Annotated in this window: 19 protein-coding genes and 1 pseudogene; 9 read left to right on the forward strand and 11 right to left on the reverse strand. The window is 44.8% G+C overall.

What is annotated here, in order from left to right; translation table 11 throughout:
* Positions 1–21: 21 nt before the first annotated feature.
* The 4 genes from secB to rsgA form a co-directional block, all read right to left on the reverse strand.
* On the reverse strand, positions 22–480 hold the full coding sequence (gene secB / locus GA693_RS00560; protein ID WP_005182282.1) for a protein-export chaperone SecB: 459 nt from the start codon (positions 478–480) through the stop codon (positions 22–24).
* Between the two features lie 40 nt (positions 481–520).
* Positions 521–778 carry a glutaredoxin 3 gene (gene grxC, locus GA693_RS00565; protein ID WP_005182284.1) on the reverse strand — a complete coding sequence of 86 codons (258 nt, stop codon included), beginning with the start codon at positions 776–778 and terminating at the stop codon, positions 521–523.
* 20 nt (positions 779–798) lie between these two features.
* Entirely contained in the window at positions 799–1,206 is a 408-nt protein-coding gene (locus GA693_RS00570; protein ID WP_005182291.1) for a rhodanese-like domain-containing protein, read from the reverse strand.
* 96 nt (positions 1,207–1,302) lie between these two features.
* Entirely contained in the window at positions 1,303–2,361 is a 1,059-nt protein-coding gene (gene rsgA, locus GA693_RS00575) for a small ribosomal subunit biogenesis GTPase RsgA (protein WP_104490218.1), read from the reverse strand.
* Between the two features lie 125 nt (positions 2,362–2,486).
* Between rsgA and orn the strand changes: the two genes are divergently transcribed.
* The 6 genes from orn (at position 2,487) to GA693_RS00605 (ending at position 9,919) form a co-directional block, all read left to right on the forward strand.
* The gene (gene orn / locus GA693_RS00580) at positions 2,487–3,041 is read left to right on the forward strand and encodes an oligoribonuclease (protein WP_005182297.1); all 555 of its coding nucleotides are present in this window, start codon (positions 2,487–2,489) and stop codon (positions 3,039–3,041) included.
* A gap of 255 nt (positions 3,042–3,296) precedes the next feature.
* The gene (locus tag GA693_RS00585; RefSeq protein WP_156188769.1) at positions 3,297–4,031 is read left to right on the forward strand and encodes a Bax inhibitor-1/YccA family protein; all 735 of its coding nucleotides are present in this window, start codon (positions 3,297–3,299) and stop codon (positions 4,029–4,031) included.
* A 148-nt stretch (positions 4,032–4,179) separates the two neighbouring features.
* Positions 4,180–4,983 (forward strand): enoyl-ACP reductase FabI, encoded by an 804-nt coding sequence (locus tag GA693_RS00590; protein WP_005182307.1) that lies wholly within the window; start codon positions 4,180–4,182, stop codon positions 4,981–4,983.
* 139 nt (positions 4,984–5,122) lie between these two features.
* Positions 5,123–7,909, forward strand: a complete 2,787-nt coding sequence (locus tag GA693_RS00595; protein ID WP_160241624.1) for a type VI secretion system Vgr family protein — start codon at positions 5,123–5,125, stop codon at positions 7,907–7,909.
* 1 nt (position 7,910) lies between these two features.
* A complete protein-coding gene (locus tag GA693_RS00600; RefSeq protein WP_160241623.1) occupies positions 7,911–9,461 on the forward strand; it encodes a hypothetical protein in 1,551 nt (516 codons plus the stop codon).
* A complete protein-coding gene (locus tag GA693_RS00605; protein ID WP_045796769.1) occupies positions 9,458–9,919 on the forward strand; it encodes a hypothetical protein in 462 nt (153 codons plus the stop codon). The genes GA693_RS00600 and GA693_RS00605 overlap by 4 nt, the downstream gene beginning before the upstream one ends.
* A 768-nt stretch (positions 9,920–10,687) precedes the next feature.
* Here the strand turns inward: GA693_RS00605 and GA693_RS00610 are convergent.
* A pseudogene (locus tag GA693_RS00610) lies at positions 10,688–10,915 on the reverse strand (IS5/IS1182 family transposase); the annotation flags it as partial.
* Positions 10,916–11,038: 123 nt separating this feature from the next.
* Between GA693_RS00610 and GA693_RS00615 the strand changes: the two are divergent.
* From GA693_RS00615 to GA693_RS00625, 3 genes are read left to right on the forward strand one after another with little or no spacing between them, the layout of a single operon-like run.
* On the forward strand, positions 11,039–11,308 hold the full coding sequence (locus GA693_RS00615) for a hypothetical protein (protein ID WP_160241622.1): 270 nt from the start codon (positions 11,039–11,041) through the stop codon (positions 11,306–11,308).
* The gene (locus tag GA693_RS00620) at positions 11,309–12,091 is read left to right on the forward strand and encodes a putative type VI secretion system effector (protein WP_160241621.1); all 783 of its coding nucleotides are present in this window, start codon (positions 11,309–11,311) and stop codon (positions 12,089–12,091) included.
* Positions 12,078–12,845, forward strand: coding sequence for a putative type VI secretion system effector (locus GA693_RS00625; RefSeq protein ID WP_160241620.1), 768 nt, complete (start codon positions 12,078–12,080; stop codon positions 12,843–12,845). Before GA693_RS00620 ends, GA693_RS00625 begins: the two co-directional genes overlap by 14 nt.
* 94 nt (positions 12,846–12,939) lie before the next feature.
* Here the strand turns inward: GA693_RS00625 and GA693_RS00630 are convergent, their stop codons facing one another.
* The 6 genes from GA693_RS00630 to leuS all read right to left on the reverse strand — a co-directional run bounded on the left by GA693_RS00630 (position 12,940) and on the right by leuS (position 22,327).
* Positions 12,940–14,358: an efflux transporter outer membrane subunit gene (locus GA693_RS00630; RefSeq protein ID WP_160241619.1), complete on the reverse strand. Its 1,419-nt coding sequence runs from the start codon at positions 14,356–14,358 to the stop codon at positions 12,940–12,942.
* Positions 14,359–14,368: 10 nt separating this feature from the next.
* A complete protein-coding gene (locus tag GA693_RS00635; protein WP_160241618.1) occupies positions 14,369–16,348 on the reverse strand; it encodes a MacB family efflux pump subunit in 1,980 nt (659 codons plus the stop codon).
* Positions 16,349–16,350: 2 nt separating this feature from the next.
* Positions 16,351–17,694, reverse strand: coding sequence for a MacA family efflux pump subunit (locus GA693_RS00640; protein ID WP_160241617.1), 1,344 nt, complete (start codon positions 17,692–17,694; stop codon positions 16,351–16,353).
* A gap of 118 nt (positions 17,695–17,812) precedes the next feature.
* Complete coding sequence (gene holA, locus GA693_RS00645) at positions 17,813–18,802, reverse strand: DNA polymerase III subunit delta (RefSeq protein ID WP_005182351.1); 990 nt, start codon at positions 18,800–18,802, stop codon at positions 17,813–17,815.
* Positions 18,799–19,326: an LPS-assembly lipoprotein LptE gene (locus GA693_RS00650; protein WP_005182353.1), complete on the reverse strand. Its 528-nt coding sequence runs from the start codon at positions 19,324–19,326 to the stop codon at positions 18,799–18,801. The genes holA and GA693_RS00650 overlap by 4 nt, the downstream gene beginning before the upstream one ends.
* Positions 19,327–19,705: 379 nt before the next feature.
* Complete coding sequence (leuS, locus tag GA693_RS00655) at positions 19,706–22,327, reverse strand: leucine--tRNA ligase (protein WP_160241616.1); 2,622 nt, start codon at positions 22,325–22,327, stop codon at positions 19,706–19,708.
* Positions 22,328–22,448 lie beyond the last annotated feature (121 nt).

Consider the following 22,448-nt stretch of genomic DNA (forward strand, 5'->3'; position numbering starts at 1 on the left):
GACTTAAATGCCTGAATACAATTAAGCCTGACCTTCTGCAGCAGCGGCTTGTGCGCGTTGCATGTTGGCTTCAAATTCAGCATCAAAGTTGATTGGCGTTAACAGCAATTGCGGGAAGCTGCCTTTGGTAACCATATCATTCACTGCTTCACGCAAGAACGGGAACAGGATGTTCGGGCAGTAGGCACCCAGAATATATGGCAGACGTTCTTCTTCTACGCCATCAATCAGGAAAATACCTGCTTGAGTGACATCTACAATAAATGCTGTATCACCGGCATTGTTGGCTTGAACAACAACTTTTAAAGACACTTCAAAGTGGGTTGGATCAATCTTTTCTGCAGAAGACGACAGATTGATATTCAGTTCAGGCTGCCATTCTTTGGTAAATACTTGTGCCCCTGGAACTTCAAAAGAAATATCTTTTGTATAAATACGCTCTAATGCCAATTGTGGTTGAGCTTGTTGTTGTTCACTCATTATTTATTCCTTAAAAATATGAACAGAAAATTAACTGAAATTATGACGCCAGTAAGTCATCGAGTTTGCCTTCACGCTCAAGGGCGTAAAGCTGGTCGAAACCACCAATGAACTGCTCATTAATAAAAATTTGTGGAACAGTACGATGGTTGGTGCGCTGCATCAGTTCAGTGCGGACTTCTGGTGCTTCGTTGGATAAATTGATTTCTTTATAGACAACGCCTTTACGCTCAAGAAGCTGTTTTGCACGTACGCAATATGGACATACAGTTGTTGAATAAATCGTTACTTCAGCCATTGCTAATCTCCTTAAGCGGATTATTTGCTTTTTACTAAAGGTAAGCCTTGTGCTTTCCAGTTACTGATCCCACCATCCAGACGATAGCTATCTGCGTGGCCCACCTGTTGCAGGGCAGTGCCGGCAATTTGGCCTAAATTGCAGATAAATACCAATGGACGGTCAGCGGTTTTTAACTCTTCAATATGGCTTGAAATTTTGCTGTAAGGAATGTTGCGGCTGCCGCTGATATGGCCTTCACGGAAGTCTTTGGCATCACGTAAATCAATCAGCATGGCATTTTTGGCTTTCACCAGAATCCCTAAAGATTGTGGGGAAATTTTACGCCCGTTACGTTGGCCTTCCAAAATGAAGAATAAAACCACCAAAACTGCCAGTGTTCCAAACAAGAAGGGGTGATTCCCCATAAACTCGAACCAACGTTCCACAAGTCACCTAAATTACAATTTCAAAAATTGTCACAGAGTATAGCCTATAAATATGGTGATCAAAATCACCGCTTCAAGGGTCGGGCTGCAATTAAACTAATTTTTTTGCTGGGCTTCGTTGACTTCATCAATCAGACGCAAATAACTGTCGAGCCGGCGCGTTAAAATCTCACCTGCTGCTGCTGCCTGACGCAAGGCACATTGCTTTTCGTGCTTATGGGTACAGTTACGGAATTGACAGTGACCGAGCAGATTTTCAATTTCCGGAAAACCCTGCTGGATTTTTTCAGTCGTCAAATGCCACAGGCCAAATTCGCGGATGCCCGGTGAGTCAATGAGCGCCGAACCTTCACCAAACGGAATTAAGCGGGTGGAGGTGGTGGTATGCTGACCCAGGGCCGAGTTTTCTGAAATGATATTGGTTTTCTGCGCCGCTTCCGGCACGATGGCATTAATCAGGGTACTTTTACCCACGCCAGACTGACCGACAAAGGCCACAGTTTCATTTTTTAAACGGTTGGACAGTTCAGTCAGATCTGCATCAGACTGGGTCTGCATCACTTCATAACCCAAATCACGGTATTCTTGCAGTAAATCCAGAATCGGATCATTTTCGGTAAGTAGGTCGGATTTGTTCAGGATCAGCAGCGCCGGAATATTGGCATCGGCACAGGCCACCAGATAGCGGTCAATCAGACCCGGTGCCGGTTCTGGCAGCGGTGCAAACACAATCACAATCAATGAGATATTGGCGGCTACCGGTTTGACTTTGTGGTAACGGTCCGGGCGCGTGAGCAAAGACTGACGCGGATGAATCGCGCTAATAATGCCCAGACCGGTATTTGGATCGGCCTGCCATTTGACCCGGTCACCGGTAACCAGTAATTCCAGGTTGGTACGGGTATGACAGCGCCAGATGCTGCCCAGTTCAATCGGTTTCCAGAACGGTTCAGGTTCACCTTCGGCCACCACGGGTTTTTCAGGATGCTGCTCCGGCACGGAGAGGGCTTGTACTTCCAGCTGGCGTCCATAATGCTGCACCACCAGACCTTCCAGATCATTGGAGCTGTCTATATCTTCCTGCCGGGTTTGCTGCTGTTTCTGAATGCGGCGTTGTTGCTGTTCAGTCAGGCGACGCTTACGAATTAAAGCCATTCATATCCTAAAAAAACCATGAAATCTGGAGTGCAAAAATAGCATGAAGCACGGGCAGAATGACACCCAAGAACACAGAAATTTGCTACTATAGCCGTTTTTAAGACGAATAAGATTGCACATTTATGAGCAGCACGCCTGATACCCGCTTAATTTGGATTGACCTGGAAATGACAGGTTTAGATACCGATAATGATCAGATTATTGAAATTGCCACCATTGTGACAGACGATCATTTAAATATTCTGGCGGAAGGTCCGGTACTGGCCGTGCATCAATCAGATCGTATTTTAAATGCCATGGATGAATGGAACACGCGTCAGCATGGTCAGTCGGGGCTAATTGAGCGTGTACGTCGCAGTAAACTGAGCGCGCAGGATGCCGAGCAGCAAACCTTGGAATTCCTGAAAAAATGGGTCAATCCAAAAACCTCGCCGATGTGCGGTAACTCGATCTGTCAGGACCGTCGCTTTTTACACCGGTTAATGCCGGAGCTGGAGCAGTTCTTCCATTACCGTAATCTGGATGTATCTTCTGTTAAAGAACTGGCCAAACGCTGGCGTCCGGAAATTATGAGCGGCTTAAAGAAAAATGCCTCTCACCTAGCCATGGATGACATCCGTGACTCGATTGCCGAGCTGAAATACTATCGTGAATATTTCTTTATTATGAATAAATAAGTATCTGTTCATCATCCATCTATTTGCACTGTGGGGACGAGCGTATCCACAGCGCTTAAGAAGAGGCTTTGGGCCTCTTTTTTTATCTCTATCGTTTTTCATTTGCTGTTATTCGGATGTGATCCAGAGATATTACCCGTTATAAAGATGTAATCTTTTTGGTGATTATTTAGACAGGATGCAGCTGCGCGCTTATGATAGGAGCAATGTGTATTTCAAAACCCATTTGCCGCAATGATCGGAGTACCTTAAATCATGCAAAGTAATAACCCGATCCTGACACGCGTTGAGATGTCGAGTGATTATGCCCGGCCGATGAGCGTGCAGGGAGCAATCCAAAAATCTGTCCTGCTGACTTTAATTGCCGCCGTGGTGGGCATCGGCCTGTTTTTCTACAGTTTCCTGACTGCCAATCTTTCTATTGCCTATGCCGGCGCAATTGTCGGTGCCATTGGCGGACTGATTCTGGCTTTGGTGGCCACCTTTAAGCCGAATACAGCGCGCACGCTGGCTATTCCCTATGCACTGTTTGAAGGGGCCTTTCTGGGCGGGATTTCAGTGATCTTCCAGTTGCAGTTTCCGGGTGTGCCATTACAGGCCTTGCTGGCTACTTTTGTGACCACACTAGTGATGTTTGTGCTGTATCGCACGCGCGTGATTCGCGCCACTGAAAAATTTAAGGCGGTGGTGATGTCGGCCTCAATTGCGATTGCGATGGTGTTTGTGGTGCAAATCTTTCTGAGTCTGGCTTTGGGGTCGAGTATTCCTTATCTGTTTGAAAGCAACTGGCTTGGAATTGGCTTTGCAGCATTTGTGGCCGTGATTGCCTCTTTAAACTTGATTCTAGACTTTGACCTGATTGAAACCGGTGCAGCACAAGGTGCACCGAAAAGCATGGAATGGCTGAGCGCCATTGCCTTATTGGCCACCTTGGTCTGGATGTATTATTCCTTCCTGCGTTTGCTGGGCTTATTGCAAAGCAATGATTAACTTCCCGGCATTTATCGACATTAAAATCGCGCAACCTTTGCGCGATTTTTACTTTCTTCGGAGGAATTGAAAAAAAGGCGCATTATGCAATTTCCGAATTGGCTCAGAATTGGCATGATACTGCAAAATCAATATGAGTGAGATTCACATGGCACAAGGACTATTAGCGGGTAAACGCTTTTTAATCGCGGGTATTGCGAGTAAATTATCCATTGCATTTGGTGTTGCTCAGGCTTTACATCGTGAAGGTGCAGAGCTGGCTTTTACCTATCCGAATGAAAAATTGAAAAAACGTGTGGATGAATTTGCAGAACAGTTTGGTTCTAAAATTGTTCTTCCTTGTGATGTTGCGGTAGATGCTGAAATTGAACAGGTCTTTGTCGATCTTGCTCAACATTGGGATGGTCTGGATGGCGTGGTGCATTCAATTGGTTTCGCACCAGCCCATACCTTAGATGGTGACTTTACTGATGTGACCGACCGTGAAGGTTTTAAAATTGCGCATGACATCAGCGCCTACAGCTTTGTTGCGATGGCGCGTGCCGCAAAACCATTATTACAGGCGCGTCAAGGCTGTTTATTAACCCTAACTTATCAGGGTTCTGAGCGTGTAATGCCAAACTACAACGTGATGGGCATGGCCAAAGCTTCGCTTGAAGCAGGGGTGCGTTATTTAGCCTCTAGCTTGGGTGCTGAAGGCATTCGTGTTAATGCCATTTCTGCCGGTCCAATCCGTACATTGGCTGCATCAGGAATTAAATCATTCCGTAAGATGTTGGATGCCAATGAAAAAATTGCCCCATTAAAACGTAATGTCACCATTGAAGAAGTGGGCAATGCCGCTTTATTCCTGTGCTCACCGTGGGCCAACGGGATTACCGGTGAAATTCTGTATGTAGATGCTGGCTTTAATACCGTGGGTATGAGCGCCGCCATGATGGACGCAGAATAAGTCGGAACGTTTTAACCTGCGCCGGTTTTTTATCGGATAGTTACATATTGATAAACAAGCGGCCGGGTTGAAGCGATGTTTTATGTGGTTATTTTGTATAAAATAGCCACACTTTTTTTTAGCTATTTATTACAGAACAATGATGCCAAGCAATATATTTGCAGCACTAGAAAAATTAGGCCTCAGCCCACAAAAACGTGCCCTCCATATTCAATTTTCTCAGCCTGCCTTAAATACCGATGTTTTTTTACAGCGCATCGACGGTGAACACCAGCTCAATGACGGTTTACATGCCGAACTGATCTGTCTTTCGACCAATGCCCAGATTCCGTTAAAACAGTTTATCGGCGCGCAGGTTGCCGTCGATCAGGTCACTGACCAGGGCCAGCTATTTCGCAGCAGCGGTATTATCACCGCAGCCGCGCAAGGCCAGAGTGATGGCTCTCTCACCCTCTATAAACTCACGCTAGAAGATCCCACAGCACTCTGGCATAAACGCCGTAACAGCCGTGTGTTTATGAATAAAAGCGTGCGTGAGGTCAGTGAGATCTTATTTAAAGAATGGCAAAACAAAAGCCCGCTCTTTGCCGCCAGCCTGACCCTGGACTTAACCGGACTGACCCAGGAACTGGATGTGCGTCCCTTTATCATGCAGTCCAATGAAACCGACTATGACTTTTTGACCCGGCTCTGGCGCAGTGAAGGGATTAACTGGCTGATTGATGAAGCCCAGTTACAGGTCGTACATTCCAGCAGCCCGCTTCAGGCCCAGAAATTACGCCTGATTGATGATAACAACCAGTACAGCGCCTTAAATCGTCGCAGTATCCGCTTTCATCGCTCCAGTGCCACCGAACAATTAGACAGCATCACCCAGTTGATTGCCCAGCGCAGCCTGCAACCGACCGCCGTACATCTGCAACGCTGGCAGTCAGACAGTCTCAGCCAGGAAGAAGGCGCTGGTTCTGTACAAAGCAAACACCAGCACAGCCACAATCAGGACAATGCCAGCTTAAGCCTGGAACAAGCCTGGCAGATCAGCCCGGCCTGGATGCAGGATTTAAATGGTGAAGACCAGGCCACCGCATCCTCTAATAACCAGCTGGACAAACTGAACCAGAACCTCAGTCACTACCACGACCTGCAATCCAAATACTTCAGCGCCCATTCCACCGTCCGTGATGCCCAGGTCGGCTACTGGTTTGAACTGAATGAACACCCGGAAATTGATCAGCACAGCGCAGCAGACAAAGAATTTCTAATTACCGGCAAACAGTTCTATAACCAGAACAACTTACCTAAAGACCTCAATCAGCAGATTAACCAGTTACTCAGTCAAAGCCACTGGCATAGCCATTTTAGTTTTCAACAAAAACAACACCCGGATGAACGTCAAGGCAATACCTTAACCTTACAACGTCGCAACATCCATACGGTACCGGAATACCATCCACTACAGCACCGACCGGCGGCTCATCCACAGCGCGCCCGGGTAGTCGGTCCTGCTGGCGAAAGCATCCATGTCGATGAATGGGGACGGATTAAAGTCCGTTTCCTGTTTACCCGCAGTGATGACCATCAGCATGATGGCGGGGCCGGCAGTAATGACAATGACACCGATTCCGCCTGGGTCGATGTACTGACCCCCTGGGCCGGAGAAGGCTACGGGGCACGTTTCCTGCCACGGATTAATGAAATTGTGGTGATCGACTTCTTTGACGGTAACATCGACCGGCCTTTCGTGGTTGGTCGTTTACATGAAGCAGAACGCTCGCCAACCCAATTCGACCAACAAGGCCAACTACCCGACACCAAAAAACTCAGCGGCATCCGCTCGCAGGAAATCGAAGGCAGTGGTTTTAACCAGCTGCGTTTTGATGATACTCCGAAGCAGATCTCTGCCCAGCTGCAAAGCAGCCATGGTGCGACCCAACTGAACCTGGGGAACTTGAGCCATCCCAAAGCCAGCGCTGAAAGTGATGGCCGTGGTGAAGGTTTTGAACTGAGAACCGATCAGTGGGGTGCAGTTCGTGCTGGAGAAGGCTTACTGATTTCGACCCATCCACAGGCACAAGCCGAAGGCAACCATCTCGATGCCAGTGAAGCCAAGAGCCAGCTAGAAAACAGCCTGAACAATGCCCAAGCCTTGAGTGAAGTGGCCAAAAACCAGCAGACCGATCCTTTAGAGGTTTTAGAAAATCTCCAGTCTTTTATTGAAACACTAGCCAATGACGACCCTGCCAAAGCAGATGCCTTTAAGTCTGCGATCATGGTATTGGCTGCACCAAACTCTATTGCCTTAAGTAGTCAGCAAGATGTGCATCTCTCTGCCGATGGTCAGATTAGCCACAGTGCCGGAGAGAGTATTAACCTCAGTACGCAGCAGTCTTTGATTGCCCATGCCAGCCAGAAACTAAGCCTGTTTGCAGCACAAGACGGTGCACGTTTATATGCGGGTAAAGGCAAAGTCGAGATTCAGGCACAGGGTGATGGTGCAGATCTTATTGCCAGAAAGGGGGTGCAAATTATTTCGACGGAAGATGCGGTTTATATTACCAGTCCAACCGAAATTAATCTGACCGCCGGTGGTTCACAAATCAAGATTAATGGCTCTGGGATTTTTCCGACCACAGGCGGAAAATTCGAGGTAAAGGCGGGGCAGCATTTGTTTAAGAGTGGTGAAAATGTTCATGCAACCATTCCTTTAATGCCTAAATTGGGATTACACAAAATACAATTTGAATTGCGAGATACTGAAACACAAGCGTTGTTGCCTTTCACTTCTTACATGTTAATGAATGATCAAGGGCATGTAAGCTATGGAAAAACAGATGCGAATAGTTTAACTCAGGCATTTGTCACTGATAAGCAAGAGAATTACTATCTACATGCAATCAATGACAAAATAAAGAAATTGGATAACTAAGATGGCAAAGTATCCTCAACCTAAGCTTGCACAAGCTGTATTAAAGAATGTGCCAAAACATATTGCTTTGCCACGTTTGAAATATGTGATTACAGCAAAAACATCTGAAGCTAAATCTACCTATGTATCTAAACTGACACCTTTTAATAAGTTTATGAAAACCCATAAAATTGAGGTGAATTATGATACTGCAGTAGTTCAAGTTGATATTTTCTTAGACGATAAATGGTATCAAGGCGCAATCCTTCCACATTTAGCACAATCTGAAAGCGGAAAGTTTACAGAGATCAAGTTTAAATACCATCAAGCGCAAAGTTCCCCGATAGAAGAAAATAAAATCCAAAAAGTTTATATAAAAGAAGGTATGGAAGTTGGTTGGTTGTTGATTCGAGAAGATGAGACTGTCGATGCATTGTTAAAACGTATCTATGCATACCCTCCTACGGCAAAAGAATTTTCTATTTTTAAAAATAATAATGCCCATTTGCCAGGGTTATCAACCAATGGACCAATGACTGTGCTTAAGCCGTGTCAGGTGGTCATTTTATCAAATAAATATGGTAATGATCTTAAGCTGAGTGAATATAAGCGGTTAGCGAGCAGCGTCGAAGAAAAATTGAAGCTATTGAGCAAGTCCTCAAATTTTGATGCAGCATTTTTTGCTGCAAATTATGAACTTTTGTACGATTATTGGTCACATGCTACTGAAATGGCATTAGCCAATGTAAGTGACCAAAAGAAAGTCGTTACAGTTGATGAGTTTAGGAAGGAATACTGTCAAGGTGATGATGATCTATTAGATCAAGTTGAAGAAAGAACGGGGCAAATTGTAGATAGCGCTGAACAAAAAAGCGAGCGAGATAGGAAGCTTAAAAAGAATGAGCTTCTAGTCATGAAAGAAACATCACTAGAAAAAGTGATAAAAAGCAATGATGCGATTATGGCTGTTTATCAAAGTGAACAGCTAATGAAATCTAAATATGCGAACCCAAAGCATTTTTCAGATTTTAAGAAAAAATATGCCTCACTTTATAGCCAGTTGGGTACAGCACTCAAAGATATGCATATTGTAGAGCCTCAGACTCAAATCCCTTTAATGAGAAAGTATATGAAAACGGACTCTCTTATACGCTCAGATGCTGTAAGAGGTGGTTTGAAGCATTACGATAAAATGATCGTAGATTTAGGGAAAATCAGTATCGGTTTAAGAATGGGTAAGCAATTGGTTGTCGGTTTAGGTGCTGCGATTTTCTTTAAAAATACAATGGATGCCTATAACACGGGTGATATGGAGCTTACAAAGAAAGTGGCTATGATTGAAGGCAGTAAGATTGCTGGAGGGGCAGCTGGTGGTTGGATTGGGAAAGTTGTTGGCGGTGGTGTGGTTTATGTTATAGGAATGGCAGCTGGTGCAGTAGGCTACACTATAACAGCACCTGTTTCCTTGACAATTACTGCCGTTGTAGTGGGGACAGGTATTATTGTTGGTGGTAAATATGGTGGTGAACTTGCTGAAGAAAAGATCAAAAAAATTACAGGAATATGTGAATGAATGATCAAACATTAATTTATGATTTTTGGATATTCTTTGGCTCAATGATTTTGGTTCTTTCTTTGGTCTTAATTATATATATATATAACTATTTATTTATAAAGAAAAATAGTAAAGAGCTTTCTGAAAGAATCTATGGTATCGAAGAATACTTAGATGAGGTGGGAGTTTCTTTTGAAAAGGTAATGCAACTAAATTTTATATTTTCCTTGATGTGGTTCTCATATTTTGTACAGCATAGATATTTTAAAAAGAAGATGTCATATTTCGCCAAACGTGGAGAAAAGAGTCCAAGCTTGTATCCAAACCTTTATCAGGATAATGTCATTTATTTATGTGAAAAGTTTGGAAAACAGATAATCACAAATGAGGTCTTAGCTTTTGTCTCTCTATTTTTTGGGATTTCAATGTTTACGTCGAAATATATAGCAAAATTTATTGTCTATTTAGGTTTTTAATATATTTTAAATTAAGCTGGCTATACATATCTTTACCTGTTTCCTTGACTATTACAGCTGTTGTTATTGGTGCAGGTGTGATTGGTGGTGGTAAATATGGTGCAGATTTTGCTGAGGATGAACTCAAAAAAAGGACAGGGGTATGTTAATGGAAGGTCAATTAGTTGATTTTTATGGTAGCGTTTTAATTAGCTTACTTGTTATTGGCTTAATGCTACTTTTATATACATATATATATAACCTGTTATTTATAAAAAAAATAGTAAAGAACTTTCTGAAAAAATATATGGCATTGAAGAGTATTTAGATGAGGTGGGAATCTCTTTTGAAAAGGTACTACAACTTAATTTTATATTCTCTATGATGTGGTTTTCATATTTTATAACATACAGACGTTATGAAAATATGCCGTATTTTGCAAAACGTGGAGAAAAGAGTCCTAGCTTGTATCCAAATCTGTATCAGGATAATGTTATTTATTTATGTGAAAAATTTAAAAAACAAATTATTATAATTGAGATATTATCTTTGTTTGTTTTTATTTTTGGAATCGCATTTTTTTTCTATGAGTCTATTGCTGATTTTCTAATATATTTAGGTTTTTAATATATTTTAAATTAAGCTGGCTATACATATCTTTACCTGTTTCCTTGACTATTACAGCTGTTGTTGTGGGAGCAGGAACGATTGGTGATGGAATGCTTATTGAAGATGTAGGTTTTGTTGCACAAAGATTTGAAATGCAAAGCGCCCCTAATTGAGCCAAATTTAAGGCGTAACTTGGGTAAGTGGTCGACCTAATTCCGTAAATCTGTTGAGGACTGCTACACGTGCATGAATCTCATTCACCTGACTAGGAAAGCTTCTTGCCATTAATTTATCGCCTAATAATTTGATGCAATGCATCTTGGTTTCTACCAAACTGCGGCGATGATAGCCTGACCATTTTTTCCATAGTGTCCTGCCTAAACGTTTAACTGTTCGAAGTAATTCATTAGCGACTCAATTGCTATATCAAAAGAAAAAAATGGTTACTTATAAGCAATTCTAGTTGTAAAACTTATCAATTCATTAGCTTTGATAGCAATAGGTTTCGGGGGGCTAGCACAAATTTCAGTTGTGGAATCATATATTTTAAAAAATGTTGAAAAAAATATTATTGCGCATGCTGCTAGTAAGTTTTTATTAATTAGTGTTGTAAAATGGGCAGCTAGGTTAACTTGGGTTGGACTAGGATTAACCTTTTTGTACGAGCTAGCTAAAAACTACTATTTTGATAGCAAACTTGAAAGTTGGTGTAGTAAATCAGCTTTTGGTCTAAATAAAAGTAAATTTAAGAATATATTGGAGGAGGATAAGGCATTTAGTGAGGCCTTACAGAGTATATAAATGATTAATGCAAAAAAAATTGTGGGTAGAATAGAAGGTCTTAAATGTGAAGAATCTATTATACAGCCTTTTAAAAATATTGGTAAGCAAGTCGCAACTACAGCTTTGCTAGGAGTGTTGACAGAAAGTACTTCACTTTTAAGTGCGGCCCCAATATTAATTCTTGCTTCAAAAGGTAGGAGAGCAAAAACCTTTACTTGTAAAATAGACGGGATTGATGTCATTGGGCAATATACTACAGTAAAATTTAATGAAGGGGACCAAGTTGTTACCATCCTAAGTGAAGAGCAAGATAAAGGCTTTCATTTAGCTTATGCAGTATTAATACCAAATAAGGGAATACTTCATATGTTGTATGATTCTGGGCGTTCATTTAAAAAGCATTGTTTACATTTACTTAAATGGGCAATAATACTAAGTATATTTTCATGTATTTTTTTAACTATTATTGCTCTGGTAGGGTATTTAAATCCTGATAATGGTAAAGATATTATTGACTTTAAAAATCAATTAATAATCTCTTATTTAGTGTCATTTATATTTTCCTTTGGTCTACCATTTAGCTTTTTATTTGGTAAGGATAATGTACGTTTTCTAGGGCGTTACAGCGAGAAAATTTTTGAAATATTAGGGTTTGAACAACCCAAAAATCAAAATCTTTTTAATTCATATCTGATCGATGAAAATGGTTTGCATGTGAGTGTTTTGGATTATAGAAAAAGTTTGATTGGAAAAGATCCCTATCCAGCGGATTATTTTGAGAAGAAAAATGATAAAAATTGAAGGCAAGATTCAAAATCTTAAAGTAGAAGATTCTAAAATTTTGTCTATTGGTAATTTAAATCAACAAGCAGCTAATACTGCGTTAATTGGTACATTATTCGGAAGTACTTCCTTAATGAGTAACGTGCCCATTATGGCATTAGCTGCAAAAGGTAGAGATGGAAAGACTTTTAGAGGTGAGATTAACGGAATTCGCGTTGTTGGTCAGTTCACTGGTGTAAAGTTTAAAAATAATACACCTTTAATTATGGTCATAAGTGAAGAGCAAGAGGAAGGATACCATTTTGTATATGCAGCTTTAGATCCTAAAAAGGGGCTTTTACACATGCCATATGAAATGGGGCGCTCTAAAAAGAAAACTTATTTAACATCAATAAAATATGCAATTATTTTCTCATTAGTAATGATTATTCTTGCTAGTGCAATAGCTGTTATGCAATATTTTAGCGGAGATTTTACAATAGATGAAATTAAGTTGAATCTAATGATTTTTTATCCTGTTGGTATTCTATTTTCATTTTTCCTAATGTTTTGCTTTTTATTGGGTAAAAATAACTTGAGAGAATTAGCACAAGTTTCAGAAAATGTATTTGAAATGCTCAATTTTTCAGATGTAAAAGAACAAGACTTATATAAATCTAGGCTTATAGATAGTGAAGGCTTTTACCCGAGTGTGATGAAATATAGAGATGTTTTGATAGGAAAAGACCCTTTTCCTGAAGACTATTTTGACAAGAAAAATGAAAAAAATTGAAGGCAAGTTGCAAAATATTGAAATCGTACACTCTAAAATTTTTACATCGTGAATTTAAAAAAGCCCCTTAGGGCTTTTTAATTTTTAATCAAATTTAAGGCAACTGCTGAATCGGACTCCCACCCAACGCCTGCAATAAAGTTACATAAGCATTATATTGGCTTTGACGGGTTTGCACCAAAGACAAACGGGCATTACGCGTGGTTTCCTGTGCATCTAACAGATTTTTTAACGCCACTGCGCCGTTAAGATAACGGACTTCAGTCAACCGTTCAGACTTTTCCGCCAGTTCAACATTACGTGCCTGCAAGGCAAGCTGTTTATCCAGCTCATTACGTGCCGATAATGCATTTTCCACATCTGCAAAGGCGGCATATAGAGTCTGGCGATACTGCAAAATCGCTTTTTCATATTCCAGTTCGTTGACCTGTAAATCACGTTTCATGTCATTCCATTGTAAAAATGGCAGACTTAATCCAGCACCCAAGGTCAAGGCCGGATTTTGCAATGCACTGCTTAGTGAGGTAGAGGCACCCACACCTGTTGATAGTGCGCCAGTCAAGCTGATCGATGGATAATAGCTGGCCCGATTGGCATCTTTATTGGCCAGGGCTTTACGCAGGCGTAACTCGGCAGCCTGTAAGTCCGGACGACGCGCCAATAATTCTGCCGGCAAACCGGCACTAATCTCCGGCAGCGCCGTGCGTGGTAAACGCGGCGGTTCCTGAACATTCAGTTGCTGCACCGGCATGTTTAATAAAACTGCCAAGGCCGTCCGGGTTTCTACACGCTGCTGCTCAATCTGGCTTAAGGTCGATTTCTGGTTTTGTACCGACTGTTCTGTCTGGGTTACATCCAGACCCGATACCGCGCCAGCCCGATACTGTACTTGTACCAGTTCATAGGTTTTTTGTGCGGTCGCCAGGTTTTGCTGCACCACCTGATAACGTTCATTTAAATAGCCCAGCTGCCAATACAGCTCTGCTGCTGTACCAATCAAACTCTGTGCTGTGGCCTGTAAATCCTGCTCGGTGGCTAAGGCTTCCCAACGCGCAGCTTCGGTCTGGTTGGCCAGTTTGCCAAATAAATCCAGTTCATAACTCAAGCGTGGATAGCCCAGAGAAATTCCGGTCGAGGCATTACCATCGCCATCCAGACTAAAACGGTGCCCGGTTGAAATGCTGGCATCTCCAATCCGGATCCCTTGCTGGCTTTGAGACTGTCCCGCCTGTAGACGAGCCTGTTGCAGATTAATCCCGGCAACTGCCAGATCGCTATTGCGCGTCAAGGTTTGTTCAACCAGGGCATTCAGCTGGGCATCCTTAAACAGCGTCCACCACTGATCGGCCTGAACCTGAGCATGCACCTGCTGGCTAACCGCTTTACTGTTCTGGAAACTGCCTGGAATAGTCACAGCGGGTGCCTGATATGGGGTTTTCACTACCGCCGCACAGCCGACCAGGCTGCTACTCAATAGCAAGGCGGTTGCAAGTTTACTGAAATTCAATTGCATGAAAGTATCCTTATTCTCGAGACAGGGCATCGACGGGGTTTAAACGGGCAGCGTTACGGGCAGGAATAAAGCCAAACACAATCCCGATCAGGCTGGAACAGATAAAGGCTGCCACAATGGAGGTGGTCGAGTAAGCCATTTGGAAAGTCCCGCCGGCGAACTGGGTAATCAGTTGTCCAATCCCTAAAGATAAGAGCACCCCGAGAATACCACCTAAAATACAGACCAGTACGGCTTCAATCAGGAACTGCTGCAAGATGTCACTTTGTCGGGCACCCACCGCCATACGAACGCCGATTTCCTGCGTCCGCTCTGTAACCGATACCAGCATGATGTTCATCACCCCGATACCACCCACCACCAGAGAAATCACGGCAATGGCTGAAATCAGCAGGGTCATCGTCGCAGTGGTCTGCTGGATGGTTTCCCGAATACTGTCGGCATTCTGGGTAAAGACATCCTGCGCACCGTGGCGTTGGACCAGCAGGCTTAAAATTGCATTTTCTGCGGTGGCACTTGGATATTCATCTTTAATCCGGACAATGATGCTGCGCACATGCGATTGCCCCAGCATCCGGCTTAAAACGGTGGAGTAGGGCAGATAGACATTCAGGCTATCCGCATTACCGCCCATGCCTTGCTGGGCATCGACCACCCCAATGATCCGACTGGGTACGCTCCCCAGTAAAATCACCTGACCTACCGGGTTAGAGCCGTCACTAAAGAAAGTCTTTTGGGTGTTGGTATCAATCACCACGTCTTGGGCTTGAGTGCGGACACTGCTCCGGTCAAAAGGTTGACCGCTGTTAAAATCCAGACCGCGTACATAGAAGAAGTCTTCACTCACACCATTCACGGTGGTCGAGGCTTCAATTTCCTTAAAGCGTCCGGTCACGCTGGTATTCACCGACGGGCTGACCCCATCGACATAGGGCTGTTCCGCCAGCGCATCGGCATCTGCGGGAATCAGGGTTCTGACCTGAGAGGAACGTGAATTGTCCCCGAAGCCCCGGCCCTGATACACGGTGATGGTATTGGTACCCAGACTGCTGATGTTTTCCAGAATCTGTTTTTGTGAACCATTGCCGAGTGCCACCACTGAAACCACCGAGGCAATCCCGATAATAATCCCGAGCATGGTCAGAAAGGTTCGCATCCGGTGTGCATTCATGGCCAGTAAGGCCATACGGAAGGCTTCTCCCAGACGGTCCACCGCGGAGCGCCAGGACGAAATTTTCTTTTGCGTATTGCGCTGCAGTTGCTGTTTTTCTAGGGGGGCATCGTCAGTTTCTGGCGTATTCGGCTGATCGGAAATAATATTCCCGTCACTGATTTCAATAATCCGGCTGGCACTTTTGGCGACATTGTGGTCATGGGTGACCAGAATAATAGTATGACCCTGGGCATTCAGCTCGCGCAGAATCCGCATCACCTCAATGCCGCTGTTTTTGTCCAGTGCACCGGTTGGTTCATCGGCCAGAATCACATCGCCGCCATTCATTAGTGCACGGGCAATCGAAACACGCTGTTGCTGACCACCAGAAAGCTGGCTTGGACGGTTCTGGGTTTTCTCGCCCAGACCCAAATCGGTCAGCAGTTTTTCTGCACGCTGATGACGTTCATCGGCATCGGCACCGGCATAAATCGCCGGGACTTCAACGTTTCCCGCTGCGGTTAAATCACCCAGCAGATGGTAGCGCTGGAAAATAAAACCAAAATATTCACGGCGTAACTGCGCCAGTTCATCGGGTTCCAGTTCACGGGTTTCACGGCCATTGACGCGGTAGCTGCCCGAGGTCGGTTTATCCAGACAGCCTAAAATATTCATCAGGGTCGATTTACCCGAACCGGACTGACCGACAATTGCGACCAGTTCACCGGGGTAAATTGCCAGATCGACACCCTTGAGAATCTGCACCGTTGATTCACCTGCCGGGAATTCACGAGTCAGATTCTTGACCTCGAGTAGAGGTTGCTGTTGTTGACTCATGCTTACATTCTCATTGGGCCGGAAGGACCACCACGGTTGCTACGTTTGGCGCCATCGTTTGAAGTATCTGAACCATCGGCAATAATGACCTGATCACCCTCTTTCAAACCTTTGATGATTTCAACGCTAACCCGGTTATTTAAGCCGGTCAGGACCTGTTGCGGTTTGGCGCTGCCATCGGCCTGTAAGACACGTACCATTGCCAGTGCAGCTTTGCCTTGATTAATCAGGGCACGTTCCTGTTCGGTCAGGGTTAAGCGCGCAGGACGGTCACCGGCCGGGCGTTGACCACGAGCTTCAGATGCACCGCGTTCAGCCGGCGCCTGATCTGCACCCGGGGCACGGCTACGCTGTGGACGGTTAGAGGCCTGAATGGCTGCCGCTGGAATCATCAGGACATTTTTCGCTTCATCCAGCACAATTGACACCTGTGCGGTCATGTCAATACGCAATTTGCCATCTTCATTCGGAACATCAAACAGGGCGTTGTAATACACCGCAGAGCTTGAAGTGGATGAACTGTTATTGGTCTCGGTATTGATTGAATTTGGTGCCGGTTCAACCTGACGTAAAGTGGCGTAGTGTTTTTTCTCACTGTTGCCCAAGGTAGTGAAGTACACACGCTGACCTTCTTCCACTTTCATAACGTCGGCTTCAGAAATCTCCGATTTCACCGTCATGGTGTCGAGCTTGGCCAGTTTGACAATGGTCGGTGCACTCTGGTTGGCGTTTACAGTCTGGCCTTCTTCCGTAACAATCGCCACGACCGTACCATCCATGGGTGCAACAATACGGGTATAGCCTAAATCTTCACGTGTGGTGGCTAAGGTTAAGCGGGACTGTTCAATCTGGGCATTAATGGCAGCAATATCGGCCTGTGCGGTTTTGTAGCTGGCCAGTGCGGCTTCCAGTTCTGCACGTGAGGTCGCATCCTGGTCATACATGGCCTGTTGTCGGCGATATTCGGCTTCGACTTTGGCAAGATTGGCCTGACGCACCGCCAGTTGGGCCTGCTGGTTTTTAATGCTGGCTTCTGCGGTTTTTAATTCGTTTTCCTGACGTACCGAATCAATCTGGGCAATCAGCTGGCCCTGTTTGACCTGATCGCCGAGTTCAACATACATTTTTCTGACCTGTCCCGACACCTGGGCGCCGACACTGACCATTTTGGTGGCTTCAAGGACACCGGTGGCCAGTACTGAATTTTCAATATCGCCACGGCTGACGGCAGCGGTAATGTACTGTGGCTGTTCCTGTTTAGGTTTTAAAAAGAACCAGGCTGCAGCAATAAGTGCCACAATGGCCAGCGCAGCAAGCGCGAGTTTGGTTGGTTTTATTTTAGGCATGATCATCGAAACAGGTAAAAAGAATTAAACGGAATTATAAAAGCGAATTAAGGATAAATCGTGAATATTTTGAAGACATTGCAAATGATAATTATTCTATGCAGGTCTGAATATCCGGTTAAACAGCAAATAAAGGCCGACCACAGAGACTGGCAATGGCTTGCTGCACCAGCTGTTCCGGGTTGTCCTGACTGACGCCTTTAATAGCCGCATCAATATTTAATAACAGCGCTGGCCAGCTTAAAAACGTCTGTGGCGATAAACGGCGTACTGCCTGCTGGTAAGTGCTGACCTTGTTTTTCCAGATCCCCAGTTGCAAGGCATTCTGTGGTTGCTCGAACAGTTGCATCAGAAGTCGCATTTCCTTGCTGATACTCCATAAGATCAGGCTCATCGGCTCGCCAGAGGCGGTCAGATACTGAAAAATCTTGATAGATTGAGCCAGATTTCCGGCTAAAAGGGCATCGCTTAAATCATAAGTGGTATAGCGTGACTGGTCTTGCAGGCAGGCATATAAATGCTCAATCTGAATCTGTTCAAGGTCCGGAAACGTATCGCGCACCCGCATCAGGCTGTTTTTGGCCGCCAGCAAGTTGTGTTCATGATGCTGTTCCAGCCATTGCCAGGCATCATTGGCCAGTTGAATCCCCAGTTTTTGTGCTTCAACTGCTAAAATCTGCTGTCGGTCACGTGGGTAATTTGCCGTTAAGGCGACGCAAACGCCATTGGCCTCCACCGTCTGGAAAAAGCTTGACTTGAGGCTGCTGGCATCCTGCTTGGGCATGACCACCAGCAGCAGGTTATTGCTGTCTTGTTGTAAATAGCTTTTCAGCAGTTTTAAGCTGCTGGCATCGGGCTTGATGTTGCCATGCACTTCAACTGCCAGTTGGGTGGAAAATAAAGACAGGCTGTTTAAGGCATTAAAGACATTTTTCCAGTCACTGACGCTGCTAATGTCATAGCGCTGACGTTCAATGTCCTGCTTCTGCCAGCTTTGGCGAAAAGCATCGATCAGGTTTTGTTCTAGTAGTGGTTCCTGACCATGCAGCACCCAGGCTCCCCGGGCATCATCAATCCGTTTCAGGGCCTGTAAGTAATCCAGTTTCATGGTGCAGCAGTTTGGCTGGTCGATGCGGCAGGTAAGCGGTTTGATGAAATCTGACGTACGATTTGCTGAGCCACGTCATCAATGATCACATCACGCAGGAATTTCTGTTCCTGATCATCGGTGTTCACTGTTGCGACATCATATTGATAGCTTCGGGTGGCGACTACGGTACGCGGTTCAGTCACCGGATTGCCTTGCGCATCTTCAATACGGAAAGTCACATTTAAACGCAGCATGGTTTCGACCAGCTTGCCATTCAGTTCCAGACGGCGCGGGCTATAGTCGAGTACCCGCAGCAGATAGGCATCATTACTATTGCTGAGCTGGACACCGGCGGCACCCAAATAAATCGACAGTTTTTCCTGTAATTCTTCCGCTTGGGCAGGCAGCGCCAGACGCATTTTCGAATAGGCCACCGGGGCGACGGTTGGGTTGGTGCCTTTCAGATGAAAACCACAACCGACCAGGCTAGTAGCTAAACCGCATGTAAGTACAATAGCTGCGACACGTTTGCCCAAATGCATGTGTTGTCCTCTGTGTTGGCCTGAATCAAGCGAAAAATAAAATGAGGTTTTGATTGTATGTGCAAAGCCCGTTGACTGGCAACGGGCTTTGTGTTTTTTAAGCCTCCCTTTGGTAAAGGGAGGTTTGGAGGGATTCGTCCTTAAAGGTCCCCCCTCTTGCGCCATATATGGCTCACCTTTTACAAAGGGGGACTTCCACAGTCCATATTATAAAAAATGGGTTCTCCTCCCTTTTTTAAAGGGTGAGAAGCATTGCTTCGCAAGGGAGGGATTGTTCCTTTATATTCCCTTCTCCCTTTGGGAGAAGGTTAGGATGAGGGTGCTTTTAATATTTCACCTCTCCCTAACCCTCTCCTGAGAGGAGAGGGAACCTAAGGAATTAAACCACCAAATTCACTAACTTATTCGGCACCACAATTTCTTTCTTGGTTGGGCCAGTCAAGAATTGTTGCACTTCAGGCAATGCTTTCGCTTGTGCCAAAATGTCATCTTTCGATGCATCCACAGACACTTCTAATTTGCCGCGAAGTTTACCGTTCACCTGAACCACGATGGTTTGGGTATTACGGGTTAACGCAGATTCATCCACAGTCGGGAATTGAGCAGAGGTTAACTCAATGCCAAACTGCGCCAATAAAGTCTGGCTTAAGTGTGGGGCAAATGGTGCAAGTAAAGTTAACAGCGTGGTGATGGATTCACGAGCCACAGCCACGTCATTGTCATCTTTCACTTCAAACTTGTTGTTTGCGTTTAGAAGTTCCATCATCGCTGCAATAGCAGTGTTAAAGGCATGACGACGTTCGATGTCATCACCCACTTTTTGGATGGTTTCATGGGTTTTACGACGTAAGTCTTGCGCTGCTGTAGAAAGCGCAGCTTTGTCGATGTTTGATGCATTGTTGCCTTGTTCAAGGAAACCAGTTGCCAAACGCCATACACGTTTCAGGAAGCGGTTTGCACCTTCAACACCAGCATCAGACCATTCAAGAGATTGATCAGGAGGGGCTGCAAACATCATGAATACACGAGCCGTATCTGCGCCGTATTGGTCAATAATCGCTTGCGGGTCGATCCCGTTATTTTTCGATTTCGACATTTTTTCTTGGCCGCCAACAATGACGTCTTGACCATCACCTTTGTATTTCGCAGACGTGATACGACCTTTTTCGTCTTTTTCAAGTTCGATGTCTGCAGGGTTAAACCACGTTTTCTTACCTGATTCCGCTTCACGGTAATAGGTATCCGCAAGCACCATACCTTGAGTTAACAAGTTAGTGAATGGTTCGTTACCTTGTACCACGCCTTCATCACGCATCAATTTGTGGAAGAAACGTGCGTATAACAAGTGCAGAATTGCGTGTTCAACACCACCGATGTATTGGTTGACAGGCAGCCAAGTTTGACCCGCTTCAGGTTTCACCATGCCATCTGTAAAGTCTGGAGATGCATAACGTGCGTAGTACCAAGAAGACTCTACGAAGGTATCCAATGTATCGGTTTCACGACGTGCGTCGCCACCACAGCATGGGCAAGTGGTTTCATAGAATTCAGGCATTTTGTTCAATGGGTTACCTGAACCGTCTGGCACAACGTCCGTTGGAAGCACAACAGGCAGTTGTTCTTCAGGTACTGGTACTTGACCACAGGTGTCACAGTTGATCATTGGAATTGGACAACCCCAATAACGCTGACGAGATACACCCCAGTCGCGTAAACGGAATTGAACTTTGACATTGGCAAGACCTTGTGGTTCAAGTTTTGCCAAGAATGCATCAAATGCACCCGGGAAGTCTAAACCGTCAAACTCGCCTGAATTAACCAGTTTGCCTTCTTTAGAGCCGTACCATTCTTGCCATTCAGTTGCGTCAAATTCCGCATCATCTGCGCCTTTTGCATCAATCACTTGTTTGATGGTGAGGCCATATTTGTTGGCAAATTCGAAGTCACGTTCATCGTGAGAAGGCACTGCCATCACCGCACCTGAACCGTAAGACATCAAGACATAGTTTGCGATCCAAACCGGAACTTCTTCACCAGTCACAGGGTGTTTTACAGAAAGACCTGTTGCCATGCCTTTCTTCTCAGCAGTGGCAAGATCCGCTTCTGCAACTGAACCCATCCGACATTCTTCGATAAATGCAGCAAGTTCAGGGTTGTTTTCAGCTGCTTTAAGCGCCATTGGGTGCTCTGCTGCAACTGCAACATACGTCACGCCCATTAAGGTGTCAGCACGCGTTGTGAAGACTGTTAAACCATCTGCATACACGTCAGGATTTGCTGAAGGGAAGGTAATTTCCATACCCTGTGAGCGACCAATCCAGTTGCGTTGCATAGTCAGGACTTGTTGTGGCCAGCCGTCTTTCAGTGTTTCAAGATCGTCCAGTAATTCTTGCGCATAATCAGTGATGCGGAAGTAGTACATTGGAATATCACGTTTTTCAACCAATGCACCTGAACGCCAGCCGCGACCATTTTCAACCTGTTCATTGGCAAGTACGGTTTGATCCACTGGATCCCAGTTCACCGTTGAAAGTTTACGGTAGATCAGGCCTTTTTTATAAAGCTGAACGAATAGCCATTGTTCCCAGCGATAGTATTCTGGTGTGCAGGTGGCAAATTCACGATCCCAATCTACAGACAGGCCAAGTTTCTTCAACTGATTACGCATGTAATCAATATTTTCGAAAGTCCATTTTGCAGGAGCGACCTGGTGTGCAATTGCAGCGTTTTCCGCAGGAAGACCGAAAGCATCCCAACCCATGGGTTGTAATACAGTTTCACCTTTTAAACGGTGAAAGCGGCTGATCACGTCACCAATGGTATAGTTACGCACATGACCCATATGCAGTTTGCCACTTGGGTAAGGGAACATCGAGAGGATATAACGACGTGGACCTTCTACAGTGTCGGCAACTTTAAAGGCTTTACGAGTTTCCCAGTCGCTTTGGACTTGAGGTTCAATCGCACTGGCTTGATATTCAGGGTCAATATGAGTAGTCATAAACGGATTAATGAATTACGGTTAAAAGTTTGTTGCACAGCATAGCGCAAAATGCAGCGAAAAGTGAATTTTGCGCGGCGGTTTCTGCTGGAAAAATTTAACTGATCGGGCCAGAGCAAGC

The sequence above is a fragment of the Acinetobacter indicus genome (assembly GCF_009914475.1).
GTDB classification, from domain to species: domain Bacteria; phylum Pseudomonadota; class Gammaproteobacteria; order Pseudomonadales; family Moraxellaceae; genus Acinetobacter; species Acinetobacter indicus.